Raw genomic sequence first — 25,006 nt, 5'->3', positions numbered from 1 at the left:
GGCTTTAGTGGTGCGGGGGCTGTGCTGCAATCTTCGTGGTGCGGGGGCGGGCCGGGCCGGGTGCCGCGGCGGGGCCGCCCCTTTGACCGCCGGGGGCCCCCCCCGGGGGTGGCCCCACCCCTGCGTTCATCGGGCCGGCCCGTCGGCGTCACGCTGCCGGACGCGCACCGTCAGCAGTACGTTGCCAGCAGCGCGCCGTCAGCAGTACGGCGTCAGCAGTACTGCGACTCCTTGCCGATGGACCGGTACATGCAGTCCGCGTTCTCCAGGAGCTGGAGCACCGCGTCGCGGTTCCTGCTCGTCTCCCGGGTGATCACCTCGTCGGGCGGGTAGAAGCCGCCGCCCGAACTCGACGACGGATACATCTCGAAGGTGTACGCGAAGATCTTCTGCGCACCCCACAGCCAGTCGTCGATCGAGCCGTCCGTGATGTACAGATCGCTGGACTGCTCCGGGGTGTAGCCGTTGCTCGCGGCCATCTTCCGCCCCACCGTGGCGAACGCGTTGCGGTCGTCCGTGGTCATCCCGGTCGTGGTGTCCGCGGTGGTGTAGCCGAAGGGCCACAGCACCAGCTCGCTGTAGGTGTGGAAGTCGATCGCGGCCTTGATCTGCTGGCTGCCGCCGACGACCCGGCTCCGTACGAAGTCCGCCACGACCTTCACCTCGGGCGCGGACTCGGCGGCGGCGCCCCGGTAGGTCTCGGAGGAGGCGCTGCCGGAGGAACCGCCGCAGCAGCCCCAGCGGTAGGCCCAGTTGCGGTTGAGGTCGGTACCGACCGCGCTGGACGAGGAGTTGGGCTGACGGTTCTTGCGCCAGCTCCGGTACGAGCCGGTGGCGATGTCGTACTCCCCGCCGTCCGGGTTGAGGTCCGGGACGATCCAGATCTCGCGGTTGTTCACGATGTCGGTGACGCGCGAGTCGGTGCCGTACCCGGACGTCAGGTTCTTCAGCAGGTACAGCGCCATCTCGACGGTGAGGTGTTCGCGCGCGTGCTGGTGGTGGGTGAACAGGACCTCGGGCTCGTTCTCGTCGGTGGCGACATTGTCGCTGATCTTGATGGCGACGATGTCGCGGCCCTGGTACGAGGTGCCGATGACGCGCCGGCTGACGATGCCGGGGTTCGCCGCGATGACGGAGCTGATCTCGCTCGTCATCTCGGCGTAGTTGTGGTAGTTCGAGTCGGCCGAGGGGAAGTCGAAGGGCACGGCCTCGGCCCCGGCGGAACGGTCGGGCACGGCGCCCAGCGGCGTGGGGTCGTACCCCAGCGCGCGCAGCTTCCGCAGTTCGGCGGCGCGGGCGGAGACGACCACGGTCTCGCTGTCCGACTCGTCGATGGTCACACCGGTCCTGGCGAGCGCCGTACGCGTCGCGGAGGTGGAGTGCGTGCGGATCTCGTACTGCTGGAGGTCCTCGCCGGCGGCGGCCCGGGCCGCGGCGGCCGAGGGGGTGTCGTCGGCGCCGCTGGCCGTGGCACCGGCGCCGAGGGCGAGGGTCAGCGCGAGGGCGGTGAGGGTGACGGTCCGTCTGCGGCGGACGGCACCGCTTCCGCGGATACGCAGTCGCATGGGGGCTCCTGGAGATGGAGGTGTGGGGGAGCGGGAGCCGTGAGGCCCCTTGTGCCGTGCTGGTGGCACGCACGGGCCCGGCCCGTGTGCGGGCCATCCTGAATGCATGACATGAACCGGTCAAGAGCGCGAATGAGGCAACCCCGGTGCGGCGTCCGCCGGCGGGCGGGAGGGGGCCCGGCCGCGGCCCGCTCCCTCAGCCGGCCCCGCTGTCAGTGCCCCCGTCTACGCTGACGAGCGTGATCGATTCTGACGATGTTCGCCGTATCGCGCTCTCCCTGCCGGAGACGGTGGAGAAGGAAGCCTGGTCCATGCCGACCTTCCGGGTCGCGGGAAAGATGTTCATCACGGTCCCGGACGACGAGACGTCGTTCGCGGTCCGCTGCCCCCGGTACGAGCGGGTGGAGCTGATCGCCGCGGAGCCGGAGAAGTTCTGGGTGCCGCCCCACGAGGCGGGCTCCGCGTGGGTCCGGGTGCGGCTGCGCGCCCTGGACGATCTCGACGAGCTGTACGACATCCTGGTGGACTCCTGGAAGCAGGCCGCGCCGCCGCGCCTGCTGGAGTCCTTCCCCGGCCGGGAGCCCGGCCCGGGCGATACGCCGGGGGACGCGCCGGGATCCGGCCCGGGAGCCCCGGAGGGTCCTCGGGCCGGCTGACCCCGGGCCGGTCCTCGGGCCCGCCGCCCCCCGGCCAGGTCCCCGGGCCTGGGGGAGCCGGGCCGCGGGGCGCCCGCCCGGGGGTGTGGCGGTCGGCGGCCCGGAGTCCTGGCATGATCTGCGGCATGGCTGAACGCGTAATCGCCGCGTGTGACGGGGCGTCGAAAGGAAATCCCGGGCCCGCCGGCTGGGCCTGGGTCATCGCCGACGGCGAGGAGACACCCGTCCGCTGGGAAGCGGGCCCGCTGGGCACGGCGACCAACAACGTCGCCGAACTCACCGCGCTGGAGCGGTTGCTGGCCGCCACCGACCCCGAGGTCGCGCTGGAGGTCCGGATGGACTCCCAGTACGCGATGAAGGCCGTCACGACCTGGCTGCCCGGCTGGAAGCGCAAGGGCTGGAAGACCGCCTCGGGCAAGCCGGTAGCCAACCAGGAGCTGGTCGCCCGGATCGACACCCTGCTCGGTGGCCGCTCCGTGGAGTTCCGCTACGTACCCGCCCACCAGGTCGACGGCGACCGGCTCAACGACTTCGCCGACCGCGCCGCCAGCCAGGCCGCTCTCGCCCAGCGGGCCGCGGGCAGCGAGCACGGCTCCCCGCAGCCGCCGCCCGCGCCCGGTCCCGTACGCGCCGGTGGGTCCCGTACGGGACCGGCGTCGAAGACCCGCGGAGAACGCGCGGCGAGATCCGGGTCGAAGTCCGGGGCGAATTCCGGGGCGCGCAGGACCCTCAACGCCAAGTTCCCCGGCCGCTGCCGCTGCGGACGCTCCTACGCGGCGGGCGAGTCCATCGCCAAGAACCCCGACGGATGGGGCCACCCGGCCTGCGCCACCACCCCCGCGACCTGACCCGCCCGCGATCTGATCCGTCCGGTGGCCGTCCCGTCCGGTGGCCGCCCCGGAGCCGTCAGCCCGGTCGGTCCGCCAGCCGCTCCGTCACCCAGTGGTGGAAGGCGCCGATGTGGTGTTCCGACGGGACGAGCACACCGCCCTCGCGGTAGACCCGGGAACTCATCCCCGGCTGGGTGCGCTCACACGCCTCGAAGTCCTGGGCGTTGACCCGGTGGAACAGCTCCACCGACTTGGAGAGATCCGCGCCCCGGGCCACCACCTCGGGCGCGTACAGCCAGTCGCACTCCACCACCGTACGGTCCGCGGCCAGCGGGAACATCCGGTGCAGGATCACATGGTCGGGGACCAGGTTGACGAAGACGGTCGGCTTCACGGTGATCGCGTAGTACCGCCGGTCCTGCTCGTCGGCGATCGACGGAAGCCGGCCCGGCCCCGCGCTGCCGTCCACCGTGAAGCCCCGGGCCTCCGGCGCGAACTCCGCGCCGTGTCCCACGTAGTACTGGGCCGCGAAACCCTCCGCGAACTCCGGCAGGATCTCGGTGAGTTCGGGGTGGATCGTCGCGCAGTGGTAGCACTCCATGAAGTTCTCGACGATGAGCTTCCAGTTGGCCCGCACGTCGTAGGTGATGCGCCTGCCGAGCGCCAGCTCCTCGGTGCGGTACCGCTCGATGGACGCGGCGTCCCCCAGCCGCTCCACCGCCGCGCCGAGCACCGTGTCCTCGAAGGACGGCGGCTCCTCGGCCAGGCACAGCCACGCGTACCCCAGCCACTCCCGCAGATGGACGGGGCGCAGCCCGTACGCGACCCGGTCGACATCCGGCATCCTCACCAGGTTGGGCGCCGCGATCAGCCTCCCGTCCAGGTCGTAGGTCCAGGCGTGGTACGGACACTGGAGGGTGCGGCGCACCTCGCCCGACTCCTCCGTGCACAGCCGGGCCCCCCGGTGTCGGCACACATTGAGGAAGGCGCGCAGCTCACCCGTTCTGTTCCGGGTGACGAGCACCGACTCCCGCCCGATCCGTACGGTACGGAACGCGCCGGGTCCCGCGAGATCGGCGCCGCGCACCGCGCAGAACCAGAGCGACTCGAAGATCCTCTCCTGCTCCAGGGCGAAGATCGCGGGGTCGGTGTAGCAGGGGCCCGGGAGCGTGGAGATCAGGCTCGGGGCCGTGCCGCTCCGCACGGACGGAGGCGTGGTCGTCATGGCGGTTCTGCCTCTCAGGTGGCCGCGGCGGAGAGCCGGCGCGGATCGAACAGCTCGATGGGGTGACCGGTGGTGCCGGTGAGCGCCAGATCGGCGAGGATCTCGCCGACCACGGGGACGAACTTGAAGCCGTGCCCCGAGAATCCGCAGGCCACGGTCACGGTCGCCGGATGGGCCGGATGCCGGGTGATGACGAAGTGCTCGTCGGGGGTGGTGGAGTACATGCACGTCGCGGCCTGCAGGAAGGTGCCCGGCAGGGCCGGGATGTGGCGGCGCATGTGCGCGGCCATCGCCTCGGTCTCCTCCTCGCGCACGGTCCGGTCGATGGTCTCCGGGGTGCACACCGTGCCCTTGCGGAAGAAGGCGACCTTGGCGCCGCCGCCGGGGCCGTCGATGGCGGGGAAGCCGTACACCTGCACACCGTCGGCGTCCTCCCAGATGTAGATGGGATGGTTCTCGGGGAGGAAGGGAGTGATCCCGCCCTCCGGCCGGAACCAGTACATGACCTGCCGCTCGATGGTGAACGGCACCCCCAGGTCGGCCAGCAGCTCCGGCGCCCACGCGCCGGGGCAGATCACCAACTGGCCCGCGGTGTACGCGTTCTCCGGTGTGTGCACCCGTACGCCCGCGCCGCCCGGCAGCTCCTCCCAGCGGGTCACCGGCTCCTCGAAACGCAGCTCCGCCCCTGCCTGGGTGGCCAGTTGGACATGGACGGCGACGGTGTTCTCCGGGCGGACCAGGCCCGCGCGTGCCTCGAACAGGGCGACCTCGTCGTCGCGCGGTGTCAGGGTCGGGAAGCGCCGCCGGATCTCCTTCGCGTCGAGCATCTCGTGCGGCAGATCCCACTGCCGCGCCGAACGCAGCGAACCCGACACGGCGAGACTCTCCGGACGGCCCACCATCACACCGCCGCACAACGTCGCCACCCGGCGCCCGGTGTCCCGCTCCAGCCGCTCGTACAGCTCGTAACTGCGCAGCAGCAGCGGCACGTACGCCGGGTCCTCGAAGTAGGACTGCCGGGTGATCCGGGAACCGCCGTGGCTGGAGCCCCGGTTGTGGACCGGACCGAACTTCTCCAGGCCCAGCACCCGGGCGCCGCGCGCGGCGAGGTGGCAGGCGGCGGCCGAACCCATACCGCCGAGTCCGAGAACGATCACGTCATACGTCGGTGCCATGGGTTCCTCCAGGGACGAGCGGGGGCGAGCGGTGCGGGCCGGGGCGTCGGCGGGTCAGCGGCGGATACGGGACATGCCCGGGTCGAAGAGCGGCTCCGCCGCCACCGTCGCGGGGATCTTCTCCCCGAAGTACTCGACGGACACCGCCGTCCCCGGCACCGCGTGGGCCGCGGGCAGCCAGGCGTACGCCACGGTCCTGCCGATCGAGTAGCCGTACCCGGCGCTGGTGACGTACCCGACCACCGTTCCGTCCACCTGCACCGGCTCTTTGCCGAGCACCACCGCCGCGGGATCGTCCAGTGTCAGACAGGCCAGGGCGCGTGTGCGGCTCTCCGGGGAGCGGCCCACCAGGGCGTCCCGCCCGGCGAAGTCGCCCTTGTCCATCCGCACGGCGAAGCCGAGGCCCGCCTCGTACGGGTCGTGTTCGGTGGTCATGTCCCGGCCCCAGGCGCGGTACCCCTTCTCCAGCCGCAGGCTGTCGAAGGCGCTGCGCCCGGCGGCGACGGCCCCCAGCTCCCGGCCCGCCTCCCACAGTGTGTCCCACAGCCGCAGCCCCGTGTCGGCGCCGGTGTACAGCTCCCAGCCCAGCTCCCCGACATAGCTCAGCCGCATCGCGGTCACCGGTACGTCCCCGATCCAGGTCCGCCGGGCCCGGAAGTAGCCGAACGCGCGGTGCGAGAAGTCGTCGCGGGTCAGCGGCTGGACCAGCGCGCGGGCGAGCGGTCCCCAGACCCCGATGCAGCAGGTGCCGGAGGTGATGTCCCTGACCTGGACACCGTCCGGCGCGTGCCGCAGCAGCCGGTCCAGGTCCTGCCCGCTGTTGGCACCGACCTGGAAGTGCCGTTCCCCGAGACGGGCGACGGTCAGATCGCTGCGGATCCCGCCGGCCTCGTCCAGCAGCAGGGTGTACGTGACCGCCCCCGGCTTCTTCGCGAGCTGGTTGGTGGTCATGCGCTGGAGGAAGTCCAGGGCCCCGGCGCCGGTGACCTCCAGCCGCCGCAGCGGTGTCATGTCGTACAGGGCCACCCTCTCGCGGGTGGCGCGTGCCTCGGCCGCCGCGACGGGCGACCAGTGTCTGGCCGACCAGGCGTCGCGTCCGGGCAGCTCCACCGAGGCGGCGAGCGGCGCGTTCGCCTCGTACCAGTGCGGCCGTTCCCACCCGCCGCTCTCCAGGAACACCGCCCCCAGCTCCCGCTGTCGGGCGTGGAAGGGCGAGACGCGCAGCGGCCGGGGCCGCTCGGCGGGCTGGAGCGGATGGACGATGTCGTAGACCTCGGCGAACTGCCGCGCGCCGCGCTCGGCCACGTAACCGGGCGAGAGCTGGACCTCCTCGAAGCGGTGGAGATCGCACTCGTGGACGTCGATCGAGGGCCGCCCGTCCGTCAGCCACTCGGCGACGGCCTTCGCCACCCCGGCGGAGTGGGTCACCCACACGGCCTCGGCCAGCCAGAATCCGCGCAGCTCACGGGATTCGCCGAGGATCGGCATTCCGTCGGAGGTGAACGAGAAGACCCCGTTGAAGCCCTCCTCGACACGGCTCGCGGCGAGCGCGGGCAGCAGCCGCGCCGCCTCCGCCCAGCCGCGGGCGAAGTCGTCCTCGGTGAAGGCGAGCGAGGACGGCATGACATCGGCGTCGTCGTACGCGGGCAGCGTGAACGGGTCGACGGGCAGCGGCCGGTGGTCGTACGAGCCGATGCCGATGCGGTCGGTGTGTTCGCGGAAGTAGAGGTCGGCGTCCTGGAAGCGCAGGATCGGCCGATCCGTCTCCGTCCGCGGGTCGTTGGCACCGGCCAGCGCGGGCAGCGGCGCGGTCCGTACGTACTGGTGGGCGAGTGGCAGCAGTGGTACGGGCACCCCCGCCAGTTCGCCGATGACCGGCCCCCAGAAGCCCGCCGCCGAGACCACGACATCGGCGGGGAAGCTCCCCCGGTCGGTGACGACCCCGGTGACCCGGCCGTCCGCCCGGTCGATCCCGGTCACGGTGTGCCGCTCCAGGAAGCGGGCACCACGCTGCTTGGCCCGGCGGGTCTGTGCCCGGCAGGCGAGCACGGCGCGGACCAGCCCGTCGCCGGGGGTGTGGAAGCCGCCGAGCACCTGACCGGGATCGAGCAGCGGCCACAGCTCCGCACACCGCTCCGGAGTGATCAGTTCACCGGCCACGCCCCAGGAGGCGGCGTAACCGGCCTTGCGGTGCAGATCGGCCCACCGCTCGGGTGTCGTGGCCACCTCCACCCCGCCCACCCGGTGGAAACAGGGCAGCCCGTCGACGTCGAGACCGGCGAACTTCTCGGCGGTGTACCGGGCGAACTCGGTCATGGTCTTCGAGGGGTTGGCCCGGAACACCAGGCCGGGGGCGTGCGAGGTGGAGCCGCCGGGGGCGGGCAGCGGCCCCTGCTCCAGTACGGTGACGTCGCGCCAGCCGCGGGCGGTGAGCTCGTCGGCGAGGGAGCAGCCGACGATGCCGGCCCCGATGATGACGACACGCGCTGCGGGGTCGAGCGTGCGGGACATACCCCTCCTCGGATCGGTGCGGTCAGGGGTGTGCGAGGTACGGGCTGTGCGGGGTACGCGATGCGAGGTGTGCGGTGGGGCGTGCGATGCGCGGTATGCGGTGCGATGCGTGGTGTGCGGCGTGCGGTATGCGGTGCGGCGAGGGCGGGGTGGTGTGGCCGGACAGCGGGGACCGGCCACACCTCCCCGCCCTGTTGCGCGGTGCGGTGCGCGTTGCGCTATGTGAGACATCCTGGGAACGGCGGCAGGGGGTGTCAAGAGCGCCCGGTTAATGACAGGTAAAGGCCCCCGGGGAAGCGCTGCTCACCGGTCCCCGCGTGGCGGCAAAGAAAATCTGACGTGCCGTCAGGCGATGTCCCGGGCGCTGTGCCCCAAGCGGCGGGACAGCTCCTGGGCCGCCTCCACCACCTTCTTGACCGCCTCCGGCAGCGCGTCGCCGGTCATGCGGTACGCGGGCCCGGAGACCCCGATCGCCCCGATGACCGAGCCGTCGTGCGCCCTGACCTCGGCCCCGACGGCGTTCAGCCCGCTCTCCAGCTCCTCCGTCGTGCAGGCGTACCCCTGCTCGGCCACGACCGCCAGCTCCGCCCGCAGGACCGCCCGGTCGGTGATCGTCCGCTCGGTGAAGCGCTCGGGCGGGTCCGCGAGCAGCGCCTCGCGCCGCTCCTTCGGGAGATGGGCCATCAGGACCTTGCCGGTGGCCGTCGCGTGCAGGGCGAAGCGCCGCCCCAGCCAGTTGTGCGCGGTGACGGCGGCGGGGCCGCGAGCCTGCATGATGTTGACCGCCGCGTCGCTGTCCAGGATCGCGATGTTGGCCGTCTCGCCGGTCTCCTCCGCCAGCGCCCTGATCACCCCGACGCCCTCCTGGGAGATGTCCAGGCGCAGTGCCGCCGCGCCGGCCAGACGGAGCACGCCGGCGCCGAGGTAGTACTTCCCGCGGTCCTTCTCCTGGCCGACCAGCCCCCGGCTCTCCAACACCCCGAGCAGCCGGAACGCGGTCGACTTGTGGACGCCCAACTCGTCGGCGATGTCGGTGACTCCGGCCTCGCCCTGCTGGGCGAGGATCTCCAGCACGCTCACCGCCCGGTCGACCGACTGGACGGAGCCCGAAGGGCCCCGCTTTCCCGCGTTCGTCTCTTCAGTTGTGTCCGCCACGTTTCCGATCCCATCCACCGGCGTTCCGTTCCGGCCGTCGTTTCTGGAAGCCCTTGACGGCCGGGCGTTCGGCCAGGATTCTGTTGCGCATCGCGCCTCGCGATGCGTCATGTACAACCGTACGATATTGATTCGCGTGAGGGGGGCCTGTGATTCCTGTCTGCCGCCTTGAGGATCTGCCGGAGGGCGAAGCCATACGCATCGACACAGAACCGCCCATCGCCGTGTTCCACGCCGAGGGTGAGTTCTACGCGATCGATGACACCTGTACCCACCAGGATGCCTCGCTTTCCGAGGGCTGGGTCGAGAACTGCCAGGTCGAATGCCCGCTGCACGCCGCCTCGTTCGATCTGCGCACGGGTGCGCCGAGCTGCCCGCCCGCGCGCAGGCCCGTCCGGACCCACCGCGTCGAGATCGTCGACGGTGTGATCCATGTACGGGTGGCCACACCGGCCCCTGCCGTGGCCGTCGTCGCGGTACCGATGGCCGTGGCGGCACAGGTGGCGTCCGTGCCGGTGGCTGTCGCCGTCGAAGGCGGCGCCGTATGAGGTCGGTCGCCGTGGTCGGCGGCTCGCTGGCAGCGGTGCACGCCGTACGGGCACTGCGCGACCAGGGGTTCGACGGGCGCGTCACCGTGATCGGCGAGGAGCCCCACCGCCCCTACGACCGCCCGCCGCTCTCCAAGCGGTTCCTCACCGCCGCGGCCGAGCCCGCTCCCGAGGCCCTGCTCGAACCCGGCGACGACGAGGCGCTCGACGTGGAGTGGCTCCTCGGCGCGCGCGCCACGCACCTCGACCCGGCGGCGCGGGAGATCACCCTGGCCGGTGGGCGCAGGCTTCGCGCCGACGGCTTCGTCCTCGCCACGGGCGCCGCCGCGCGGGACCTCCCCGGCGCCACGCGGCGGCCGCCGGGCGTCCACACCCTGCGCACCCTCGACGACGCCGTGGCACTGCGGGCCGATCTGCACGCGGGGCCCCGCCGGGTGGTGGTGATCGGCGCGGGCTTCATCGGCGCCGAAGTCGCCTCCTCCTGCCGGGAACTGGGCCACGACGTCACCGTGGTCGAGGCCGCCGCCTGGCCGCTGCTGCCCCAGCTCGGCACGGAGATGGCGGCGGCGCTCGCCGCGCTGCACGCTCTGCGGGGCACACAACTCCTGTGCGGCGCGGGGGTGGTGGCGTTGCGCGGCCGCACCCGGGTGGAGTCGGTGGAGCTGGCCGACGGGCGCACACTCCCGGCCGAGGTGGTCGTCGTCGGTATCGGTGTCACCCCGCGCACCGGCTGGCTGGCCGGCTCCGGGCTCGGTGTGGACGACGGTGTGCTCTGCGACGCGGGGTGCGTGACCGCGGCGCCGCACATCGTCGCCGTCGGCGATGTCGCCCGGGTCCACCGGCCCGAACTGGGCGCACCCGTACGGGCGGAACACTGGACCAGCGCGGTCGAACAGCCGGCCGTGGCCGTCCGCAACCTCCTCGCGGGGCGCACCGTCGACACGTACACGGGGCGGCCCTACTTCTGGTCCGACCAGTACGGCGTGCGCGTACAGTTCGCCGGCCACCGCGCGCCGACCGACACCGTACGCGTCGTGGAGGGCGAGGCGGCGCTGGGCGACTTCCTCGCCGTGTACGAACGCGACGGCAGAACCACGGCCGTCCTCTCCGCGAACCGGCCGCGCCCCTTCACCCGGCTGCGCCGCCAACTCGCCCGAGCGTAGCGAATCTTGTGTAGGGCCGGCTCTCGGGGCCCTACAGCAGTTCCTCGCCCCGCCGTTCGTCGATCCCGGCCATCAACGCCTGGTGGCTGAGCCGGACATGCTCGCGCATCACCCGCTCGGCGCCGTCGCCGTCCTTGGCGACGATGAGGCCGAGCACCCGGTGGTGCTCGCTGTCCGACGCGTTCAGCCTCCCGGGCCGCGACAGCGAGGTGCGTACCAGGCGCGCGTAAGCCAACTGGTTCATCAGGGTGCGGTAGTGGGCCTCCAGCTTGCCGTTGTCGGCCCCGCTGACGATCAGGTCGTGGAACTCGTGGACGAGCGAGGCGTAACGGTCGGTGTCGCCGTCCCGGACGGCGTCGTCGGCCGCACGCATGTTCGCCTCCAGCGTGGCCAGTTCCGGAACGTTCCCGCGGAAGGCCAGCAGCCGGGCGGCGGCGCCCTCCAGCAGCTCCTTCATCTGGAACAGCTCGGTCAGCTCCCGCCGGGACGGCACCGCGACAAAGGTGCCCACCCGGGGCCGCACCTCGACCAGCCCCTCGATCTGAAGCTGCTTGAGGGCCTCGCGGATCGGGGTGCGGCTCACACCGAAGGTCTCCGAGAGGGCCATCTCGGAGAGGCTGGAACGCGGCGCCAGCTCACCCGTGATGATCATCTGGCGCAGTTCCTCGGCCACCTTGGCCTGCATGCTCGTCTGCTGGAGACGCTTCGCTGTGGGTTCTTGCATGGTACGTGACACTAGAGCCGGGGTCGTCCGCCGTCAAATGCCGCGGACGGTGGGACTGCCTGCCATGCAAGAGCGGGGATTGGTGTCAGGACTTCAGAATGAACGGGTCACCCGCCGGCTCCTCACTCGTGTTGATCCACACGCTCTTCAGCCGCGTGTACTCGCGGATGACCTCCGTGCCGTGCTCGGTACCCACCCCACTGTTCTTGAACCCGGCCCGCGGCGACATCGGCGACATGGAGCGGTAGGTGTTGACCCACACCGTCCCCGCCTCCAGACGCGACGCCATCCGGTGGCTCCGGTTCAGGTCCCGGGTCCACACGCCGGCCGCCAGCCCGTACGGCGAGTCGTTGGCGATCGCCACGGCCTCGTCCTCCGAGCCGAACGGCATGACGGTCGCGACCGGTCCGAAGATCTCCTCCTGGCAGATCCGCATCGCGTTGTCCGTACCTGTGAAGACGGTCGGTGTGTAGAACCAGCCGCCGAGCCCCGTCTCCGGCCGGGCGCCGCCGCAGGCCACCTTCCCGCCCTCGGCGCGCCCGAGCTCCACGTACGACTCGACCTTCGCGAGCTGGTCCGCGAGGGCGAGCGGCCCCAGCTCGGTGGTGTCCTCCAGGGGGTCGCCGATCCTGATCGTCGCGGCCCGCGCGGTCACCCGCTCCAGGACCTCGTCGTACACGTCCCGGTGCACCAGCACCCGGCTGCCCGCCACACAGGTCTGCCCCGCGGCGGCGAAGACCCCGGCGATCACCCCCATGGCGGCCGACCCCAGATCGGCGTCGGGGAAGATGATGTTCGGCGACTTCCCGCCCAGCTCCAGCGTGCAGCGGACGAACCGGTCCGCGCAGGTCCTGGCGATCCGGCGGCCGGTCTCGGTGGAGCCGGTGAAGGTCACCTTCGCCACGTCGGGATGGGCGGTGAGCGGGGCGCCCGCCGAGGCGCCGTGTCCGGTCACCACATTGACCACGCCGGGCGGGAAACCGGCCCGCTCGAAGAGGGGCACGAGGGTCAGCAGCGAGGCCGAGGTGTGCTCGGACGGCTTGACGACCACGGTGTTCCCGGCGGCCAGCGCCGGCGCGAGCTTGGTCGCGGTCAGCAGGAGCGGCGAGTTCCAGGGGGTGATGGCGCCGACCACACCGACCGGCTCGCGCAGTGTGTAGTTGAGCAGTTCCCGGCTCGCGCCCGGGATCACCTCCCCGTGGATCTTGTCGGCGAGGCCCGCGTAGTAGTGGAAGTACTCGGGCAGCCCGGCGAGCTGGGCACGCATCTCGCGCAGCAGCTTGCCGTTGTCGAGTGTTTCCGTACGGGCCAGCTCCTCGGCGTGCTCACCGATCAGATCCCCGAGCACGCGCAGCAGCCGACCGCGCCGCGTCTGGCTCAGATCGCGCCAGGCCGGGTTCTCGAAGGCCGCTCGGGCGGCGGCGACCGCCCGGTCGACATCGGCGGCCGTGCCGTCGGCGGCCTCGTACCAGGGCAGCCCGGTGGTGGGATTGAGGCTCTCGAAGTACCCGCCCTCGGCGGGTTCGGTCCACTCGCCGCCGATGTAGTGCTGGTGGCGGGGGAGTCGGGGCGTGTCGTTCATCAGCGAGAACACTCCTGTCCGGTGGACGGGGTCGTCGACGGCGGTGTGTGCGATGTGGATCCGGTACGCGCGAGCGCCGCGCGTCCGGTGTGCGCGAGGATCGCCGAGGCCAGCGCGTCCGGTCGCTCCAGCGGCAGCAGATGCCGGGCGTCCGGTACGACGATGCCCCGGCCGCCGGGGATCCGCGCGGCCAGCCGCCGGGTCATCTCCGGCGTGGAGCCGGGGTCGTCGGCCGCGGTGATGGCCAAGGTGGGCGCGCCGACCCCGGGGAGCAGCGGCCACAGATCGGCGTCGCCGGTGGCGAAGATGTCGTAACAGGCCAGGTAGGAGGCGAGGTCGGTGGAGAGCAGGGTGTCCAGCACCGCCCGCGCCGTCTCCGGCTCGCGCGCCCGCCACTCCGGGGTGAACCAGCGGTCGACCGCGGCCCGCGCCGACGCCCCGAAGTCCTCGGCGGCCCGCCGCCGGCGCCCCGCCACCGCGGACCGCTCCGCCGCGGAGCGGTCCGCGACCGAGCTGACCAGGGTGAGGGAGGCGACCAGCTCTGGCCGGTCCACCGCCAGCCGCTGCGCCACCAGGGCGCCCAGGGAGAACCCCACGAGATGCGCGCCGCCCGCCAGCAGAGCGGCCACGTCGTCCGCCAGGGCGGCCAGGGTGGTGCCCTCCCCGGCGGGCGGCGAGGCCCCGTGCCCGCGCAGATCGGCCAGGACGACCCGGTGCGCGGCGGCGAGCCGGGGCAGGCACCGGTCCCACATGCGCCGGTCGAGACCGACCCCGTGCAGCAGGACGAGCCGGCTCCCCGCTCCGTGCGTCTCGTGGGCGAGCCGGACGCTCACCGCTCGGTCGACAGCGGGGCCAGCCGGGCCTGCGGCCGTCCCTGCGCCGCCGCCGCGAGGCCGATGACGATCTCGTCCGCGCGCGGTCCGTCCGGCACCCGTACCTCGATGCTCTGGTGGTGCGAGCGGATGGTCGCGTCCGTGACGTGCTTGAGCGGGATGTCGAAGACGGTGCCCGCCGCGGCCCGCTTCTCCACCGCGGGGAGCAGCGTGGTGGCGTTGGCCGCCGTGCGGAAGAAATCGCCGAACTTCAGGGTGTGGATCAGCCCGGAACCGTGCTCGACCTCCCCGTCGAGCCCCACGATCGCGGCCTTCCCGTACGCCTCGACCGGCGCCCCCAGCGCCTCGGTCACCCGCGGTGCCAGCAGCGCCCCCAGCTCGGGCGCCGCCGCGTCGATCCCGGGCAGCAGGTCCTCGACGAAGCCCTGCCCGGCCCACGGGTTCTCGATCACGGCGAGTACCACCGCCGTACGGGCCGGCGGGTCCACGGGGCGCCCGCCCTCGGTGTGGATGTCCTCGGTGAAGGTGATGATCTTCCGGATGTTCATGTCTCGGGTCCTTCTGTCGTTCGGGTACGCGTGGTCGTCGAACAGGGGGAGGAGGTGGGCTCAACGGCTCCGGGCGGGCGGCGCCGTCTCCAGATCGGCCAGCCGGACGAGGGGGTCGGATCTCCGGTCGCCGATCCGGGCGTTGGGCCGGGGCCCCGACGCCCCCGCCGCCACGACGACGATCTCGTCGGGGCGCGGCGCGTCCGGCACCCGGATGTGCGCGGTCTGGTAGTGCGACCTGGTGGCCGCCGCGGTCTTGTGCCACAGCGGTACGGTCAGCGGCTCACCGGCCGGCAGCCGGTCGTCGCTGAAGACGATGATCGAGGTGCCCTCGACCAGTTCCCGCAGGACATTGCCGAAGAACGGAGTGTGGATCAGCGCGCCGCCGTGCTCGATCTCGCCGTCGAGCCCGACGACCGCCGCCTTGCCGAAGGACTCGACGCGGTCCGCACCGCCCAGCGCCCGGGTCACCCGGTCGGTCAGCAGCCGCGCCAGCCCCGGGGCGATCCGCTCGACCTCCGGCTGGAGATCGGCGACCACCCCGCGTCCGGCCCACGGGTTACGGATCACGGCCGCCGCCGCGACCCGGCGCACCGGCACCGCGACCGGCCGGCCCAGTTCCAGCAGCACCTCGTCGACGACGGTCACCACCTTCCGTACCCCTGGCACCACGGGCACCGCCGACGGCTCAGACACCGGAGCCGCCGGCGCCGTCCGAGGCCCCTGGGCCGTCGGAGCCGTCCGCGCCCGCGAAGCGCGGCATGACCTTCTCCGCGAACAATTCCAGGCTGCGCATCGCCTTGCGGTGCTCCAGGCCCGGGTGCGTGGTCCAGAGCAGGAGGTGTTCGAGGCCCACCTCGTCCCGCAGCTCGGCGATCTTCTCGGCGACGTACTCGGGCGTGCCGACCAGCAGATTGCGGGAGTGGAGGAAGTCGAAGGACAGCTCGTGCGCGTCGGTCAGCTCCTCGCCCGCCTCCATCAGGTTGGCGAGTCCGCGCCAGTGCATGATCCACCGGTACGTGGTCATCAGCGCCTCCTCGAAGTCGGCGCGGGCCTGTTCCATGGTGTCGGCGACATAGACGTCCCGCACCAGACCGATGCCCTCGCCGAGCGCGTACGGGCGGCCGGACGCGGCGCTCGCCGTGGACCGGTACAGCTCGAAACGCTCCTTGAGCGCGGAGACCGGGGGCAGCCAGAACATGCCCTGGACCCCGTCGGCCGCCGCGGCCCGGATGGAGCGGGGACTGTCGATCACCTGCCAGAGTGGCGGATGGGGCCGTTGCAGCGGGGCCGGCGTGACCTGCATCTTGGTGATCACCCCGTCTTCTGTGTAGGCGGAGGTGGCGGGGGAGAGGGGGTGGTTCCACCGCACACCGGGGGCGGGGAACTCGTAGAACTGCCCCTGGTGCGAGAAGAACTCGCCGCTCCACGCCTTGCGCAGCACCTCCACGGTCTCGTCGTACAGCGCCCGGTTGCGCTCCTGGTCGCGCGGGTCGGCCGCCGCGTTCAGGTTGAGCGCCTCCCGGCCGTAGAGCCCGCGGCCCAGCCCCACCTCGACGCGCCCTCCGGAGAGCTGGTCGAGCAGGGCGACGTCCTCGGCGAGCCGCAGCGGATGCCAGAACGTGGCGATGTTCGCCGCCTGGCCGATCCGGATCCGCTCCGTGCGGGCGGCGATGTCGGCGCCCATGAGGACCGGGTTCGGGGTGATCTCGATCGCTTCGTGCCCGAAGTGGTGCTCGGTGTACCAGGTGGACCAGAATCCGGCCGCTTCCGCGGCGACCGCGAACTCCCTTGCCTCGTCCATGACCTGGGCGTACTCCCCGAGCCGTCCCGGCGCCCCGAGGTTGTGGAATATCGAGAATCGCATCCGATGTCCTTCCAGCTCGCGCTGTGCCATGGCAGCGAGGCTAGGAGTCCGGTTTCGCTCCGTCAAGAGCTGGCGGCCGGGCAGCGACGATGACCTGTGTATTTGACCTCTCAACAGAGCCGGGCCAGGGGATTTGCGCAGAGGTGTTGACACCGGCTGGTGCTCTCCTTAGCGTCCTCTGCCATGCAAGAGCCGCACTCAGGGAGCTGTCGATGACGAAGACCCTTGACCGCACCGTCCGTATCCGCTCCGCCTGGCGGGCCGCCTGGGACCATGGCCGGTTCGAGGCGCTCGACGGACTGCTCAGCCCGCGCTACGTACGGCGCCGGGGCCCCGCCGCCACCGCGCAGGACCGCGACACCTTCAAGGACTCCATCCGCGCCGTCCGCCTCGCCTTCCCCGATCTGCGCACCGAGATCGAGGAGATCGTCGAGGACGGTGACCGGATCGCCGTCCGCTGGCGCAGCACCGGCCACCACACCGCACCGTTCCTCGGCGTCCCGCCCACCGGACGGCCGGTGGAGGTGGCGGGCGCGACGTTCAGCCGCTTCGACGGCCCGGAGGTGGCCGAGGAGTGGGTGACGTGGGATCCGCGCCAGCTCCTCGAAGTCCTCGGGGTCATCACCACCACCAAGGAAGCCGCGGTCGACGCCGACCTCGTCCGCGGGGTGCACCGCAAGTTCATCACCGGTGTGACCGTGGTGACCACCGACGACGGCGGCACGCCCAAGGGCCTGGCCGTGAACGCGTTCTCCAGCATCTCCCTCGACCCGCCGATGGTCCTGGTCTGCGTACAGAACAGCTCCAGCACCCACCCGGCGCTGCACCGCGCGAGCCACCTCGGCATCAGCATCCTCGCCGCCGACCAGCTCGACGTCGCCAGGACCTTCGCCTCCAAGGCGGAGGACAAGTTCGCCGGGCTGGCCTGGACCCCCGGCCCCCACGGGGCGCCGCTGATCGGCGGCTCCTGCGCCCAGTTGGAGGTGGAGATCGGCGAACGCCTCCAGGCCGGCAGCCACACCGTCTTCACCGGCCGGGTCGTCTCCGCCCGCCACGACGACCTGGCCCCGCTGGTCTACAGCGGGGGCGGATTCTTCGACATCTCGCAGACGGCGCCCCTGCCGTGGTGAGCCACCGGACCCGCCGCCCGCCCCTCACCCCACCCCCCGCACCTCCGCTCATGCCTCCCTCTGTTCCCAGGAGCACGCCATGACGCACGACGCCCCGCCACCGGTGTACGGGAGCGCGGTCACGAAGGTGGAGCCCTTCGGGGTCGACCACATCCCCGACAGCGAGCGCCACGGGAAGCCCAGCTCCCAGTTCTTCGTCTGGTTCGCCGCCGGACTCAACTTCCCCATCATCCTGCTGGGGTTCAGCGCGGCCTGGTTCGGACTGAGCTTCGGCGCCGCGGTCACCGCGATCGTCGCCGGCGCCGGCCTGGGCTCGGTGCTGATGGCCGTCATGTCCCGGATGGGCGTACGGCTCGGCGTACCGCAGCAGATCCAGGCCCGGGGCCCCCTCGGCTTCTACGGCAACTTCCTTCCCGTGGCGTACATCAACGTCTTCGCCGGCATCGGCTGGGCCGCGGTCACCGTGATCCTCGGCGGGAAGGCGCTCGCCGAACTCACCCATCTGCCGTTCTGGCTCTGTGCGCTGATCCTGACCACCGTCGAGCTGATCGTGGCCATATTCGGCTACAACATGATCAATTACCTTCAGCGGGTGCTCACTTACGTGCTCACCCCGCTCTTCGTGATGATCACCGTGGTGGCCGTGGTGCGCGGCGGCGGCACCTTCGGGGCCGACCCGGGTGCCGACGGATACGTCGGCGCCACCGGCGGCTGGGTCACCTTCGGCGGCTGGTTCCTGTCGTTCCTCGTCGCGTGGGTGCCGTTCGCCTCGGACTATTCACGCTATCTCCCCGACACGGACCACGTGGTGCGCCGTACGGCCTGGTACACCGGCCTCGGCAACTTCGTCACCATCTGCTGGCTGGGCATCCTGGGCGTCCTGGTGGGCTCCAGCGCCACGAGCACGGACTCCATCACGGCACTCCACCAGCTCGCGGGCCCCTTCGCCGTCCCCGCGCTGATCGCCATCGCGCTCTCCGCGCTCGCCCAGAACTTCCTCAACGTCTACGGCGGCGCCATCTCCGTCCAGACGCTCAAGGTGCCGGTCAGCCGGACCCAGGCGGTGACCATCATCTGCGCCCTCGCGTACGGGATCAGCCTGTGGGGCGAGACGGGCACGGAGGAGAAGTTCAAGGTCTTCCTCAACCTCACCGCGAACTTCATCGCGCCCTTCGCGGCCGTGGTCCTGCTGGACTACGTGCTCGGCGGCCGGGCCGACCCGGCGAGGATCGCCGAACTCTACGACCGGAACCGGATCCTCGACTGGGGCATCGTCGTCTGGGTGGCCGGGGTGCTGGCCTCGGTGCCGTTCTGGCAGTCCAGCGTCTTCACCGGCCCGTTCGCGGCGGCGTACCCGGGCGCGGGCGACCTGAGCATGTTCGTCGCCGCCGGCACCGCCGTCGTCCTTTACCTGCTGACCTACCGGCTGAAACCGCTGTGGACGCGCACCCCCGGCACCGGTTCGCCGCCGGACGCGCACGCCGCGGAACGGGAGACGGCGGTCACCGGTCCGACGGGCTGACGTCGCCTTCCGGAAGGAGGTGCGCCCGGAGCCGGACACGGGCGCACCTGGTGCCGGACCCCCGCTCCCGTTACGGTCCTGGAATGCCGGACTTCGACCCAGGGTCTCCCGCCTTCCTCGCCGACCCGTACCCCGCCTACGCCGAACTGCGGGCCCGCGGCCGGGCGCACTACTACGAGCCGAGCGACCAGTGGCTCGTCCCGCACCACGCGGATGTCGCGGCGCTGCTGCGCGACCGCCGTCTCGGCCGCTCGTACGGACACCGCTTCACCCACGAGGAGTTCGGCAGGACCCCGCCGCCGGCCGGGCACGAACCGTTCCACGAGCTGAACGACCAGGGGATGCTGGAGCTGGAGCCCCCGGACCACACCCGGATCCGGCGGCTGGTGTCGAAGGCGTTCACCCCGCGCACCGTCGAGCGGCTCGCCCCGTACGTACGGCAGCTCGCCCGTACCCTGGTGGCGCGGCTGGTGGAGCGGGGCGGCGGCGATCTACTGACCGCCGTCGCGGAGCCGCTGCCGGTCGCGGTCATCGCGGAGATGCTGGGCGTGCCCGAGGCGGACCGCCCGCTGCTGCGGCCGTGGTCGGCGGCGATCTGCGGGATGTACGAGCTGAACCCGCCGGAGGAGACGGCCCGCCGCGCGGTCACCGCCTCCGTGGAGTTCTCCGCGTATCTGCGGGAACTGATCGCGGCCCGCCGGGAGAAGCCCGGCGACGACCTCGTCTCGGGGCTCATCGCCGCCCATGACGACGGTGAGAAACTGACGGAGGCCGAGATGGTCGCGACCTGCGCGCTGCTGCTGAACGCCGGACACGAGGCGACGGTGAACGCCACGATCAACGGCTGGCACGCGCTCTTCCGCAACCCCGGCCGGCTCGCCGAACTCCGCGCGGACCGGGCCCTGCTGCCCACGGCGGTGGAGGAGTTGATGCGCTACGACACCCCGCTCCAGCTCTTCGAGCGCTGGGTGCTCGACGAGATCGAGATCGGTGGGACGAGGGTGCCGCGCGGCGCCGAGGTCGCGCTGCTCTTCGGCTCGGCCAACCACGACCCGGCCGTCTTCGCGGCCCCGGAGACCCTGGACCTCTCCCGTCGCGACAACCCGCACATCTCCTTCAGTGCGGGCATCCACTACTGCATCGGCGCCCCGCTGGCCCGTATCGAACTGGCGGCCTCGCTCTCCGCGCTGCTGGACCTGGCCCCCGGCCTGCGCCCGGCGGGGGAGCCGGTGCGCAAGCCGAACTTCGTGATCCGGGGGCTGGAAGGACTGCCGGTCCAGGTGTGACGGAACGGGGCCCGCGGGGCGCCCGGCGGGCGCTTGCCCGACTACTCGACGACGAGCTCGACCGGGATGTTGCCCCGCGTCGCCTTGGAGTAGGGGCAGACCTCGTGGGCCTGCTTGACCAGGAGTTCACCGGTCTCGCCCGCGAGCGACTCGGGCAGCTCGACCCGCAGCGTGACGGTGAGGCCGAAGCTGGTCTCGTCCTTGCCGATGCCGACCTCGGCGGTCACCGACACGTCGCTCGTGTCGACCTTCGCCTTGCTGCCGACCAGTCCCAGCGCGCTGGCGAAGCAGGCGGCGTATCCGGCGGCGAAGAGCTGCTCGGGGTTGGTGCCCTCGCCGGAGCCTCCCAGCGCCGGCGGCATGGCCAGCGGCAGGTCCAGCCGGCCGTCGGAGCTGACCGCACGTCCCTCCCGGCCGTTGGCGGTCGCCACAGCGGTGTACAGCGCGTCCATCGAAACCCTCCCTCTCGTCGTCGGCGGCCCGGTGTGCCGCCGTCAGCATCAGAGTACACAATTAAGTTGTGCACAACCTAATAGTCCGGCCGGGCTATCCTGGATCCATGACCGCGACGCCGACGCCGACCGCTGCCGTGCCCGAAGGGGACTTTCTCCGCCTGGACCGGCAGATCTGCTTCTCCCTGAACGCCGCCTCGCGCGCCTTCGGCGGCCTCTACCGCGTGCTGCTCAAGGACCTCGGGCTCACCTACCCGCAGTACCTGGTCCTGCTCGTGCTGTGGGAGCACGGCACGCTTCCGGTCAAGGAGGTGGGCGCGCATCTGCGGCTCGACTCCGGCACGCTGTCCCCGCTGCTGAAGCGGATGGAGGGTGCCGGGCTCGTCCGGCGCGAGCGCGACGCGCGTGACGAGCGCTCGGTGCGGGTGCACCTCACCGAGCGGGGCACGGCCCTGCGGGAGCGCGCGCTGAGCGTGCCGCGCAGGATCGCGGCGGCCACCGGGTTCGGCCTCGACGAGATCGACGACCTGCGGTCCCGGCTGGACCGGCTCACCCGCGCGCTGGACGCGGTGGAACTCGACGACGGCCCGCGCGCCGATCCGGGGCGCTGAACCCGGAGCTCCGAACGGCCGGGCCGCAGGCCCGGCCGCGCCCGTACGGCCCTACGTGTCCCGGCTGCGCGGGTACGGTCCTATGTGTCCCGCCCGCGCGGATACGGCCCTACACGTCCCGCTCGTCGTGTGCGCGGGCCGGTGCCGGGGGCACCGCTCTGGCGGCCAGCTCCCGCCAGCCCTCCTCGATCCGGGCGCGTGAGAGCCCCCGCTGTACATGGAGGTGGTGGAGCAGTGCGGTGTCCAGGTAGTTGAGGAGAGCGTGGGCGAGCATCTCGATGTCGCCGCTCGCCCCCGCCTGGCGCAGCAGCTCCATCACGTGCGTCAGCCGGACCGTCAGGGCGGGGACCAGATGGCGCCGCTCGGTACTGGGCTCGGCGGCGAGGAAGAGGTCCAGGTGGTCCAGGGTGAGGCGGATGGTGGCCGTGCCGAACGCGGTCAGCCGCTCGGCCGCCGGGGCGCCGGGTCCGAGGGGCGGGGGCCCGCTCAGGAACCTCCGCTGGTACTCCTGCTCGGCGTGGTCCACCAGCGCCAGCATGAGCCCCGCGCGGTCCCCGAAGCGGCGGAACAGTGTGCCCTTGCCCACCTGGGCGGCCGAGGCCACCGCCTCCATGGTCACGTTCCGCGCGCCGAGGTCGCGCACCAGCGTGGCGGCCGCGTCGAGCAACCGGACGCGGTTCTGTGCGGCGTCCGAGCGTTCACGGGCGGGCTGGCCGAGAACAGGCAGGTCCCGCAGGCCTGTTGATCGGTTCTCCGGAGGGGCGCTGTCCGCGTTCATGAGTCTCACCTTAGCGGGCTCCGGGCGAAAGTGGACCCTGGTCCGCTTGGGGTGTTTAATGAGGGAAACGAAGCGGACCGTGGTCCACTTCGATCTCCCCCACTCTGCTCAGGAGCCCGTCATGTCTGTACGTGTCCTCGCCCTCGTCGGCAGCCTGCGTGCCGGTTCGCACAACCGCCAGCTCGCCGAGGCCGCCGTCAAGCTCGCCCCCGCGGGTGTCGAGGTCGTCCTCTACGAGGGTCTCGCCGAGGTCCCCTTCTACAACGAGGACATCGACGTCGAGGGCGCTGTCCCCGCCGGTGCCGCCGCCCTGCGTGAGGCCGCCGGACAGGCGGACGCCTTCCTGCTGTTCTCGCCGGAGTACAACGGCACCATCCCCGCCGTGCTGAAGAACGCCATCGACTGGCTGTCCCGCCCCTTCGGCGCGGGCGCGCTGACCGGCAGGCCGGCCGCCGTCGTCGGCACCGCCTACGGCCAGTTCGGCGGCGTCTGGGCCCAGGACGAGGCCCGCAAGGCCCTCGGTATCGCGGGCAGCGCGGTCCTGGGCGACGCGAAGCTCTCCATCCCCGGCTCCGTGGTCCGCTTCGCGGAACTGCACCCGCAGGACGACGCCGAGGTCACCGAGCAGCTCCCCGCGATCCTCGCCCAGCTCGCCTCCGCCACCCCCGTGGCCGCCTGACCCGGCATCGGCGTCCGGCACCCCGCGCCGCCGGCGCCTCCTCCGTCACCCGCACGCCCCGCCCCGCACCGGACCACCGGCGCGGGGCGGTGTCGTATCCCCTCCGGTCGTATCCCCTCAGGGTGAATCCCCTCCGAGGGGCGAAGCGGGGTTCACCCGGACCGGTCGCCGCCCCGCTCCAGCACCCGTTTCAGCCGCGTGAGATCGGCGGACACCGTCTCCGCGTCGCGCCGGAACTCCTCGTCACTCATTCCCGGCGCCCGGCGCAGCGTGAAGACCACCTCGCACCCGATGCCGTCGGCGATCACCCGAAACGGATTGTGGACGGTCTCGCCCGAGGGCAGCGTGACATCGTGATCGAGCACGCCGAACTCGTTCGGGGGCGCGAACGCGACCACGACCCGCCCCATGGGCGACGATTCCGCGATCCACTGCCCGTCGATCCTCTCGATGGAGTCCCCCAGCCCCCGCGCCCACTCGGGCAGATGGGCGGGGTCCGAGGCGTAGTCGTACACCACCTCGGCGGGGCGGTCGATATGCGTGCCGATGTGCCGCGACTCCGCGGCGAAGCTCTCCATGGCCGTGACGGTACCGAGCCTCCGGTGCCGTGGTCTTGAACGAATCGGTCATCTCCGTTCGAAGGGTCGAACAATCGGTGGGTTAACATATGAGCGCCTCCTAGCTCGAAAGATGTGTCTGTGACTGTCATTGAGGATTCGTTCACCAACTGGAACAACCGCGAGAGGATCGCGGAATCGATGATCCCGATCATCGGGAAGCTGCATCGCGAGCGGGACGTCACGGTCCTGCTCCACAGCCGCTCCCTGGTGAACAAATCGGTCGTCAGCATTCTCAAGACCCACCGGTTCGCCCGGCAGATCGCCGGCGAGGAACTCTCGGTCACCGACACGCTGCCGTTCCTGGAAGCGCTCACCACGCTCGATCTCGGTCCTTCCCAGATCGACCTCGGCATGCTCGCCGCGACGTACCGGAGCGACGACCGCGGGCTCTCCGTCGCCGAGTTCACCGCCGAGGCCGTGGCCGGAGCCACCGGCGCCAACAAGACCGAGCGCCGCGCCCCGCGGGACGTCGTCCTCTACGGCTTCGGCCGCATCGGCCGCCTCGTCGCCCGCCTGCTCATCGAGAAGGCCGGCTCCGGCAACGGCCTGCGGCTGCGCGCCATCGTCGTCCGCCAGGGCGTCGGCCGGGCCGCCGACGACCTCGTCAAGCGCGCCTCGCTGCTGCGCCGGGACTCCATCCACGGCCAGTTCCAGGGCACGATCAGCGTCGACGAGGCGAACAGCAGGATCATCGCCAACGGCAACGAGATCAAGATGATCTACTCCGACGACCCCACGTCGGTGGACTACACGGCATACGGCATCAAGGACGCCATCCTCATCGACAACACCGGCAGGTGGCGCGACCGCGAGGGCCTGTCGAAGCACCTGCGCCCCGGCATCGCCAAGGTCGTCCTGACCGCGCCCGGCAAGGGCGACGTCCCCAACGTCGTCCACGGCGTCAACCACGACACGGTCAAGCCGGACGAGCGGATCCTGTCCTGCGCGTCCTGCACCACCAACGCGATCGTCCCGCCGCTGAAGGCGATGGCGGACGAGTACGGCGTCCTGCGCGGCCACGTCGAGACCGTCCACTCGTACACCAACGACCAGAACCTGCTGGACAATTACCACGGGTCCGACCGCCGCGGCCGCTCGGCGGCGCTCAACATGGTCATCACCGAGACCGGCGCCGCCTCCGCCGTCGCCAAGGCGCTGCCCGACCTCGACGCACCGATCACCGGCAGCTCGATCCGGGTCCCGGTGCCGGACGTCTCGATCGCGATCCTCAGCCTGCGGCTCGGGCGCGAGACCACCCGCGAGGAGGTCCTCGACCACCTCCGGGAGGTCTCGCTCACCTCGCCGCTCAAGCGCCAGATCGACTTCATCAGCGCCCCCGACGCGGTGTCGAGCGACTTCATCGGCTCGCGCCACGCCTCGATCGTCGACGCCGGCGCCACCAAGGTCGACGGCGACAACGCGATCCTCTACCTCTGGTACGACAACGAGTTCGGCTACTCCTGCCAGGTCATCCGCGTCGTGCAGCACGTCTCCGGGGTGGAGTACCCGACCTACCCGGCCCCGGCCGTCTGACCCGGGGCGCCCG

General features: G+C 71.8%; 24 protein-coding genes. 10 read left to right on the top strand and 14 right to left on the bottom strand.

Annotated features, from left to right (window positions below; all coding sequences use genetic code 11):
* Positions 1-212 precede the first annotated feature (212 nt).
* Positions 213-1,565, bottom strand: a complete 1,353-nt coding sequence (locus ACFXKG_RS13540; RefSeq protein WP_384836904.1) for a M14 family metallopeptidase — start codon at positions 1,563-1,565, stop codon at positions 213-215.
* Between the two features lie 239 nt (positions 1,566-1,804).
* Between ACFXKG_RS13540 and ACFXKG_RS13535 the strand changes: the two genes are divergently transcribed.
* Both ACFXKG_RS13535 and ACFXKG_RS13530 read left to right on the top strand, forming a co-directional pair.
* Positions 1,805-2,221, top strand: a complete 417-nt coding sequence (locus ACFXKG_RS13535; protein WP_384836901.1) for an MmcQ/YjbR family DNA-binding protein — start codon at positions 1,805-1,807, stop codon at positions 2,219-2,221.
* Between the two features lie 113 nt (positions 2,222-2,334).
* A complete protein-coding gene (locus ACFXKG_RS13530; protein WP_384836898.1) occupies positions 2,335-3,069 on the top strand; it encodes a ribonuclease H in 735 nt (244 codons plus the stop codon).
* Positions 3,070-3,127: 58 nt separating this feature from the next.
* On the opposite strand, the gene ACFXKG_RS13525 is transcribed toward ACFXKG_RS13530, so the two are convergent.
* From ACFXKG_RS13525 to ACFXKG_RS13510, 4 genes are all read right to left on the bottom strand, one after another.
* A complete protein-coding gene (locus tag ACFXKG_RS13525) occupies positions 3,128-4,276 on the bottom strand; it encodes an aromatic ring-hydroxylating dioxygenase subunit alpha (RefSeq protein ID WP_384836895.1) in 1,149 nt (382 codons plus the stop codon).
* 14 nt (positions 4,277-4,290) lie between these two features.
* Complete coding sequence (solA, locus tag ACFXKG_RS13520; RefSeq protein ID WP_384836893.1) at positions 4,291-5,451, bottom strand: N-methyl-L-tryptophan oxidase; 1,161 nt, start codon at positions 5,449-5,451, stop codon at positions 4,291-4,293.
* Between the two features lie 54 nt (positions 5,452-5,505).
* Positions 5,506-7,962 (bottom strand): FAD-dependent oxidoreductase, encoded by a 2,457-nt coding sequence (locus ACFXKG_RS13515; protein WP_384836890.1) that lies wholly within the window; start codon positions 7,960-7,962, stop codon positions 5,506-5,508.
* Positions 7,963-8,307: 345 nt separating this feature from the next.
* Positions 8,308-9,117: an IclR family transcriptional regulator gene (locus ACFXKG_RS13510; protein WP_384836887.1), complete on the bottom strand. Its 810-nt coding sequence runs from the start codon at positions 9,115-9,117 to the stop codon at positions 8,308-8,310.
* A 149-nt stretch (positions 9,118-9,266) separates the two neighbouring features.
* On the opposite strand from ACFXKG_RS13510, the gene ACFXKG_RS13505 reads away from it, so the two are divergent.
* Both ACFXKG_RS13505 and ACFXKG_RS13500 read left to right on the top strand, forming a co-directional pair.
* Positions 9,267-9,665 (top strand): bifunctional 3-phenylpropionate/cinnamic acid dioxygenase ferredoxin subunit, encoded by a 399-nt coding sequence (locus tag ACFXKG_RS13505; RefSeq protein ID WP_384836884.1) that lies wholly within the window; start codon positions 9,267-9,269, stop codon positions 9,663-9,665.
* A complete protein-coding gene (locus tag ACFXKG_RS13500) occupies positions 9,662-10,828 on the top strand; it encodes an NAD(P)/FAD-dependent oxidoreductase (protein WP_384836881.1) in 1,167 nt (388 codons plus the stop codon). The genes ACFXKG_RS13505 and ACFXKG_RS13500 overlap by 4 nt, the downstream gene beginning before the upstream one ends.
* 31 nt (positions 10,829-10,859) lie before the next feature.
* Here ACFXKG_RS13500 and ACFXKG_RS13495 read toward each other — a convergent pair whose 3' ends face one another.
* From ACFXKG_RS13495 to ACFXKG_RS13470, 6 genes are all read right to left on the bottom strand, one after another.
* The gene (locus tag ACFXKG_RS13495; RefSeq protein ID WP_382896906.1) at positions 10,860-11,552 is read right to left on the bottom strand and encodes a GntR family transcriptional regulator; all 693 of its coding nucleotides are present in this window, start codon (positions 11,550-11,552) and stop codon (positions 10,860-10,862) included.
* 85 nt (positions 11,553-11,637) lie between these two features.
* On the bottom strand, positions 11,638-13,134 hold the full coding sequence (locus ACFXKG_RS13490; protein ID WP_384836878.1) for an aldehyde dehydrogenase: 1,497 nt from the start codon (positions 13,132-13,134) through the stop codon (positions 11,638-11,640).
* Positions 13,134-13,967: an alpha/beta fold hydrolase gene (locus tag ACFXKG_RS13485; RefSeq protein ID WP_384836875.1), complete on the bottom strand. Its 834-nt coding sequence runs from the start codon at positions 13,965-13,967 to the stop codon at positions 13,134-13,136. Before ACFXKG_RS13485 ends, ACFXKG_RS13490 begins: the two co-directional genes overlap by 1 nt.
* Complete coding sequence (locus ACFXKG_RS13480) at positions 13,964-14,515, bottom strand: amino acid synthesis family protein (RefSeq protein WP_384836872.1); 552 nt, start codon at positions 14,513-14,515, stop codon at positions 13,964-13,966. The genes ACFXKG_RS13485 and ACFXKG_RS13480 overlap by 4 nt, the downstream gene beginning before the upstream one ends.
* A gap of 60 nt (positions 14,516-14,575) precedes the next feature.
* The gene (locus ACFXKG_RS13475; RefSeq protein ID WP_384836869.1) at positions 14,576-15,211 is read right to left on the bottom strand and encodes an amino acid synthesis family protein; all 636 of its coding nucleotides are present in this window, start codon (positions 15,209-15,211) and stop codon (positions 14,576-14,578) included.
* Positions 15,204-16,382 (bottom strand): LLM class flavin-dependent oxidoreductase, encoded by a 1,179-nt coding sequence (locus ACFXKG_RS13470; RefSeq protein WP_384836866.1) that lies wholly within the window; start codon positions 16,380-16,382, stop codon positions 15,204-15,206. The genes ACFXKG_RS13475 and ACFXKG_RS13470 overlap by 8 nt, the downstream gene beginning before the upstream one ends.
* 212 nt (positions 16,383-16,594) lie before the next feature.
* On the opposite strand from ACFXKG_RS13470, the gene ACFXKG_RS13465 reads away from it, so the two are divergent.
* The 3 genes from ACFXKG_RS13465 to ACFXKG_RS13455 all read left to right on the top strand — a co-directional run bounded on the left by ACFXKG_RS13465 (position 16,595) and on the right by ACFXKG_RS13455 (position 20,320).
* A complete protein-coding gene (locus ACFXKG_RS13465) occupies positions 16,595-17,512 on the top strand; it encodes a flavin reductase (RefSeq protein WP_384836863.1) in 918 nt (305 codons plus the stop codon).
* 79 nt (positions 17,513-17,591) lie between these two features.
* Positions 17,592-19,034, top strand: coding sequence for a purine-cytosine permease family protein (locus ACFXKG_RS13460; protein ID WP_384836861.1), 1,443 nt, complete (start codon positions 17,592-17,594; stop codon positions 19,032-19,034).
* Positions 19,035-19,117: 83 nt separating this feature from the next.
* A complete protein-coding gene (locus ACFXKG_RS13455) occupies positions 19,118-20,320 on the top strand; it encodes a cytochrome P450 (RefSeq protein WP_384836858.1) in 1,203 nt (400 codons plus the stop codon).
* A 41-nt stretch (positions 20,321-20,361) separates the two neighbouring features.
* On the opposite strand, the gene ACFXKG_RS13450 is transcribed toward ACFXKG_RS13455, so the two are convergent.
* Positions 20,362-20,772 carry an organic hydroperoxide resistance protein gene (locus tag ACFXKG_RS13450; RefSeq protein ID WP_384836855.1) on the bottom strand — a complete coding sequence of 137 codons (411 nt, stop codon included), beginning with the start codon at positions 20,770-20,772 and terminating at the stop codon, positions 20,362-20,364.
* 107 nt (positions 20,773-20,879) lie between these two features.
* Between ACFXKG_RS13450 and ACFXKG_RS13445 the strand changes: the two genes are divergently transcribed.
* Positions 20,880-21,383 carry a MarR family winged helix-turn-helix transcriptional regulator gene (locus ACFXKG_RS13445; RefSeq protein ID WP_384836852.1) on the top strand — a complete coding sequence of 168 codons (504 nt, stop codon included), beginning with the start codon at positions 20,880-20,882 and terminating at the stop codon, positions 21,381-21,383.
* 109 nt (positions 21,384-21,492) lie between these two features.
* Here ACFXKG_RS13445 and ACFXKG_RS13440 read toward each other — a convergent pair whose 3' ends face one another.
* Positions 21,493-22,161 (bottom strand): TetR/AcrR family transcriptional regulator, encoded by a 669-nt coding sequence (locus ACFXKG_RS13440; protein ID WP_384836849.1) that lies wholly within the window; start codon positions 22,159-22,161, stop codon positions 21,493-21,495.
* Between the two features lie 121 nt (positions 22,162-22,282).
* On the opposite strand from ACFXKG_RS13440, the gene ACFXKG_RS13435 reads away from it, so the two are divergent.
* Entirely contained in the window at positions 22,283-22,840 is a 558-nt protein-coding gene (locus ACFXKG_RS13435; RefSeq protein ID WP_384836846.1) for an NAD(P)H-dependent oxidoreductase, read from the top strand.
* A gap of 152 nt (positions 22,841-22,992) precedes the next feature.
* On the opposite strand, the gene ACFXKG_RS13430 is transcribed toward ACFXKG_RS13435, so the two are convergent.
* A complete protein-coding gene (locus ACFXKG_RS13430) occupies positions 22,993-23,418 on the bottom strand; it encodes an SRPBCC family protein (protein ID WP_384836843.1) in 426 nt (141 codons plus the stop codon).
* 120 nt (positions 23,419-23,538) lie between these two features.
* Here ACFXKG_RS13430 and ACFXKG_RS13425 point away from each other — a divergent pair, with 120 nt between their 5' ends.
* The gene (locus ACFXKG_RS13425; protein WP_384836840.1) at positions 23,539-24,993 is read left to right on the top strand and encodes a glyceraldehyde-3-phosphate dehydrogenase; all 1,455 of its coding nucleotides are present in this window, start codon (positions 23,539-23,541) and stop codon (positions 24,991-24,993) included.
* Positions 24,994-25,006: the final 13 nt, after the last annotated feature.

This window comes from Streptomyces sp. NPDC059255, from assembly GCF_042752355.1.
Lineage (GTDB): Bacteria > Actinomycetota > Actinomycetes > Streptomycetales > Streptomycetaceae > Streptomyces.
The sequence above is the reverse complement of the archived record's forward strand: the minus strand, read 5'-3'. Positions and strand labels throughout refer to the sequence as shown.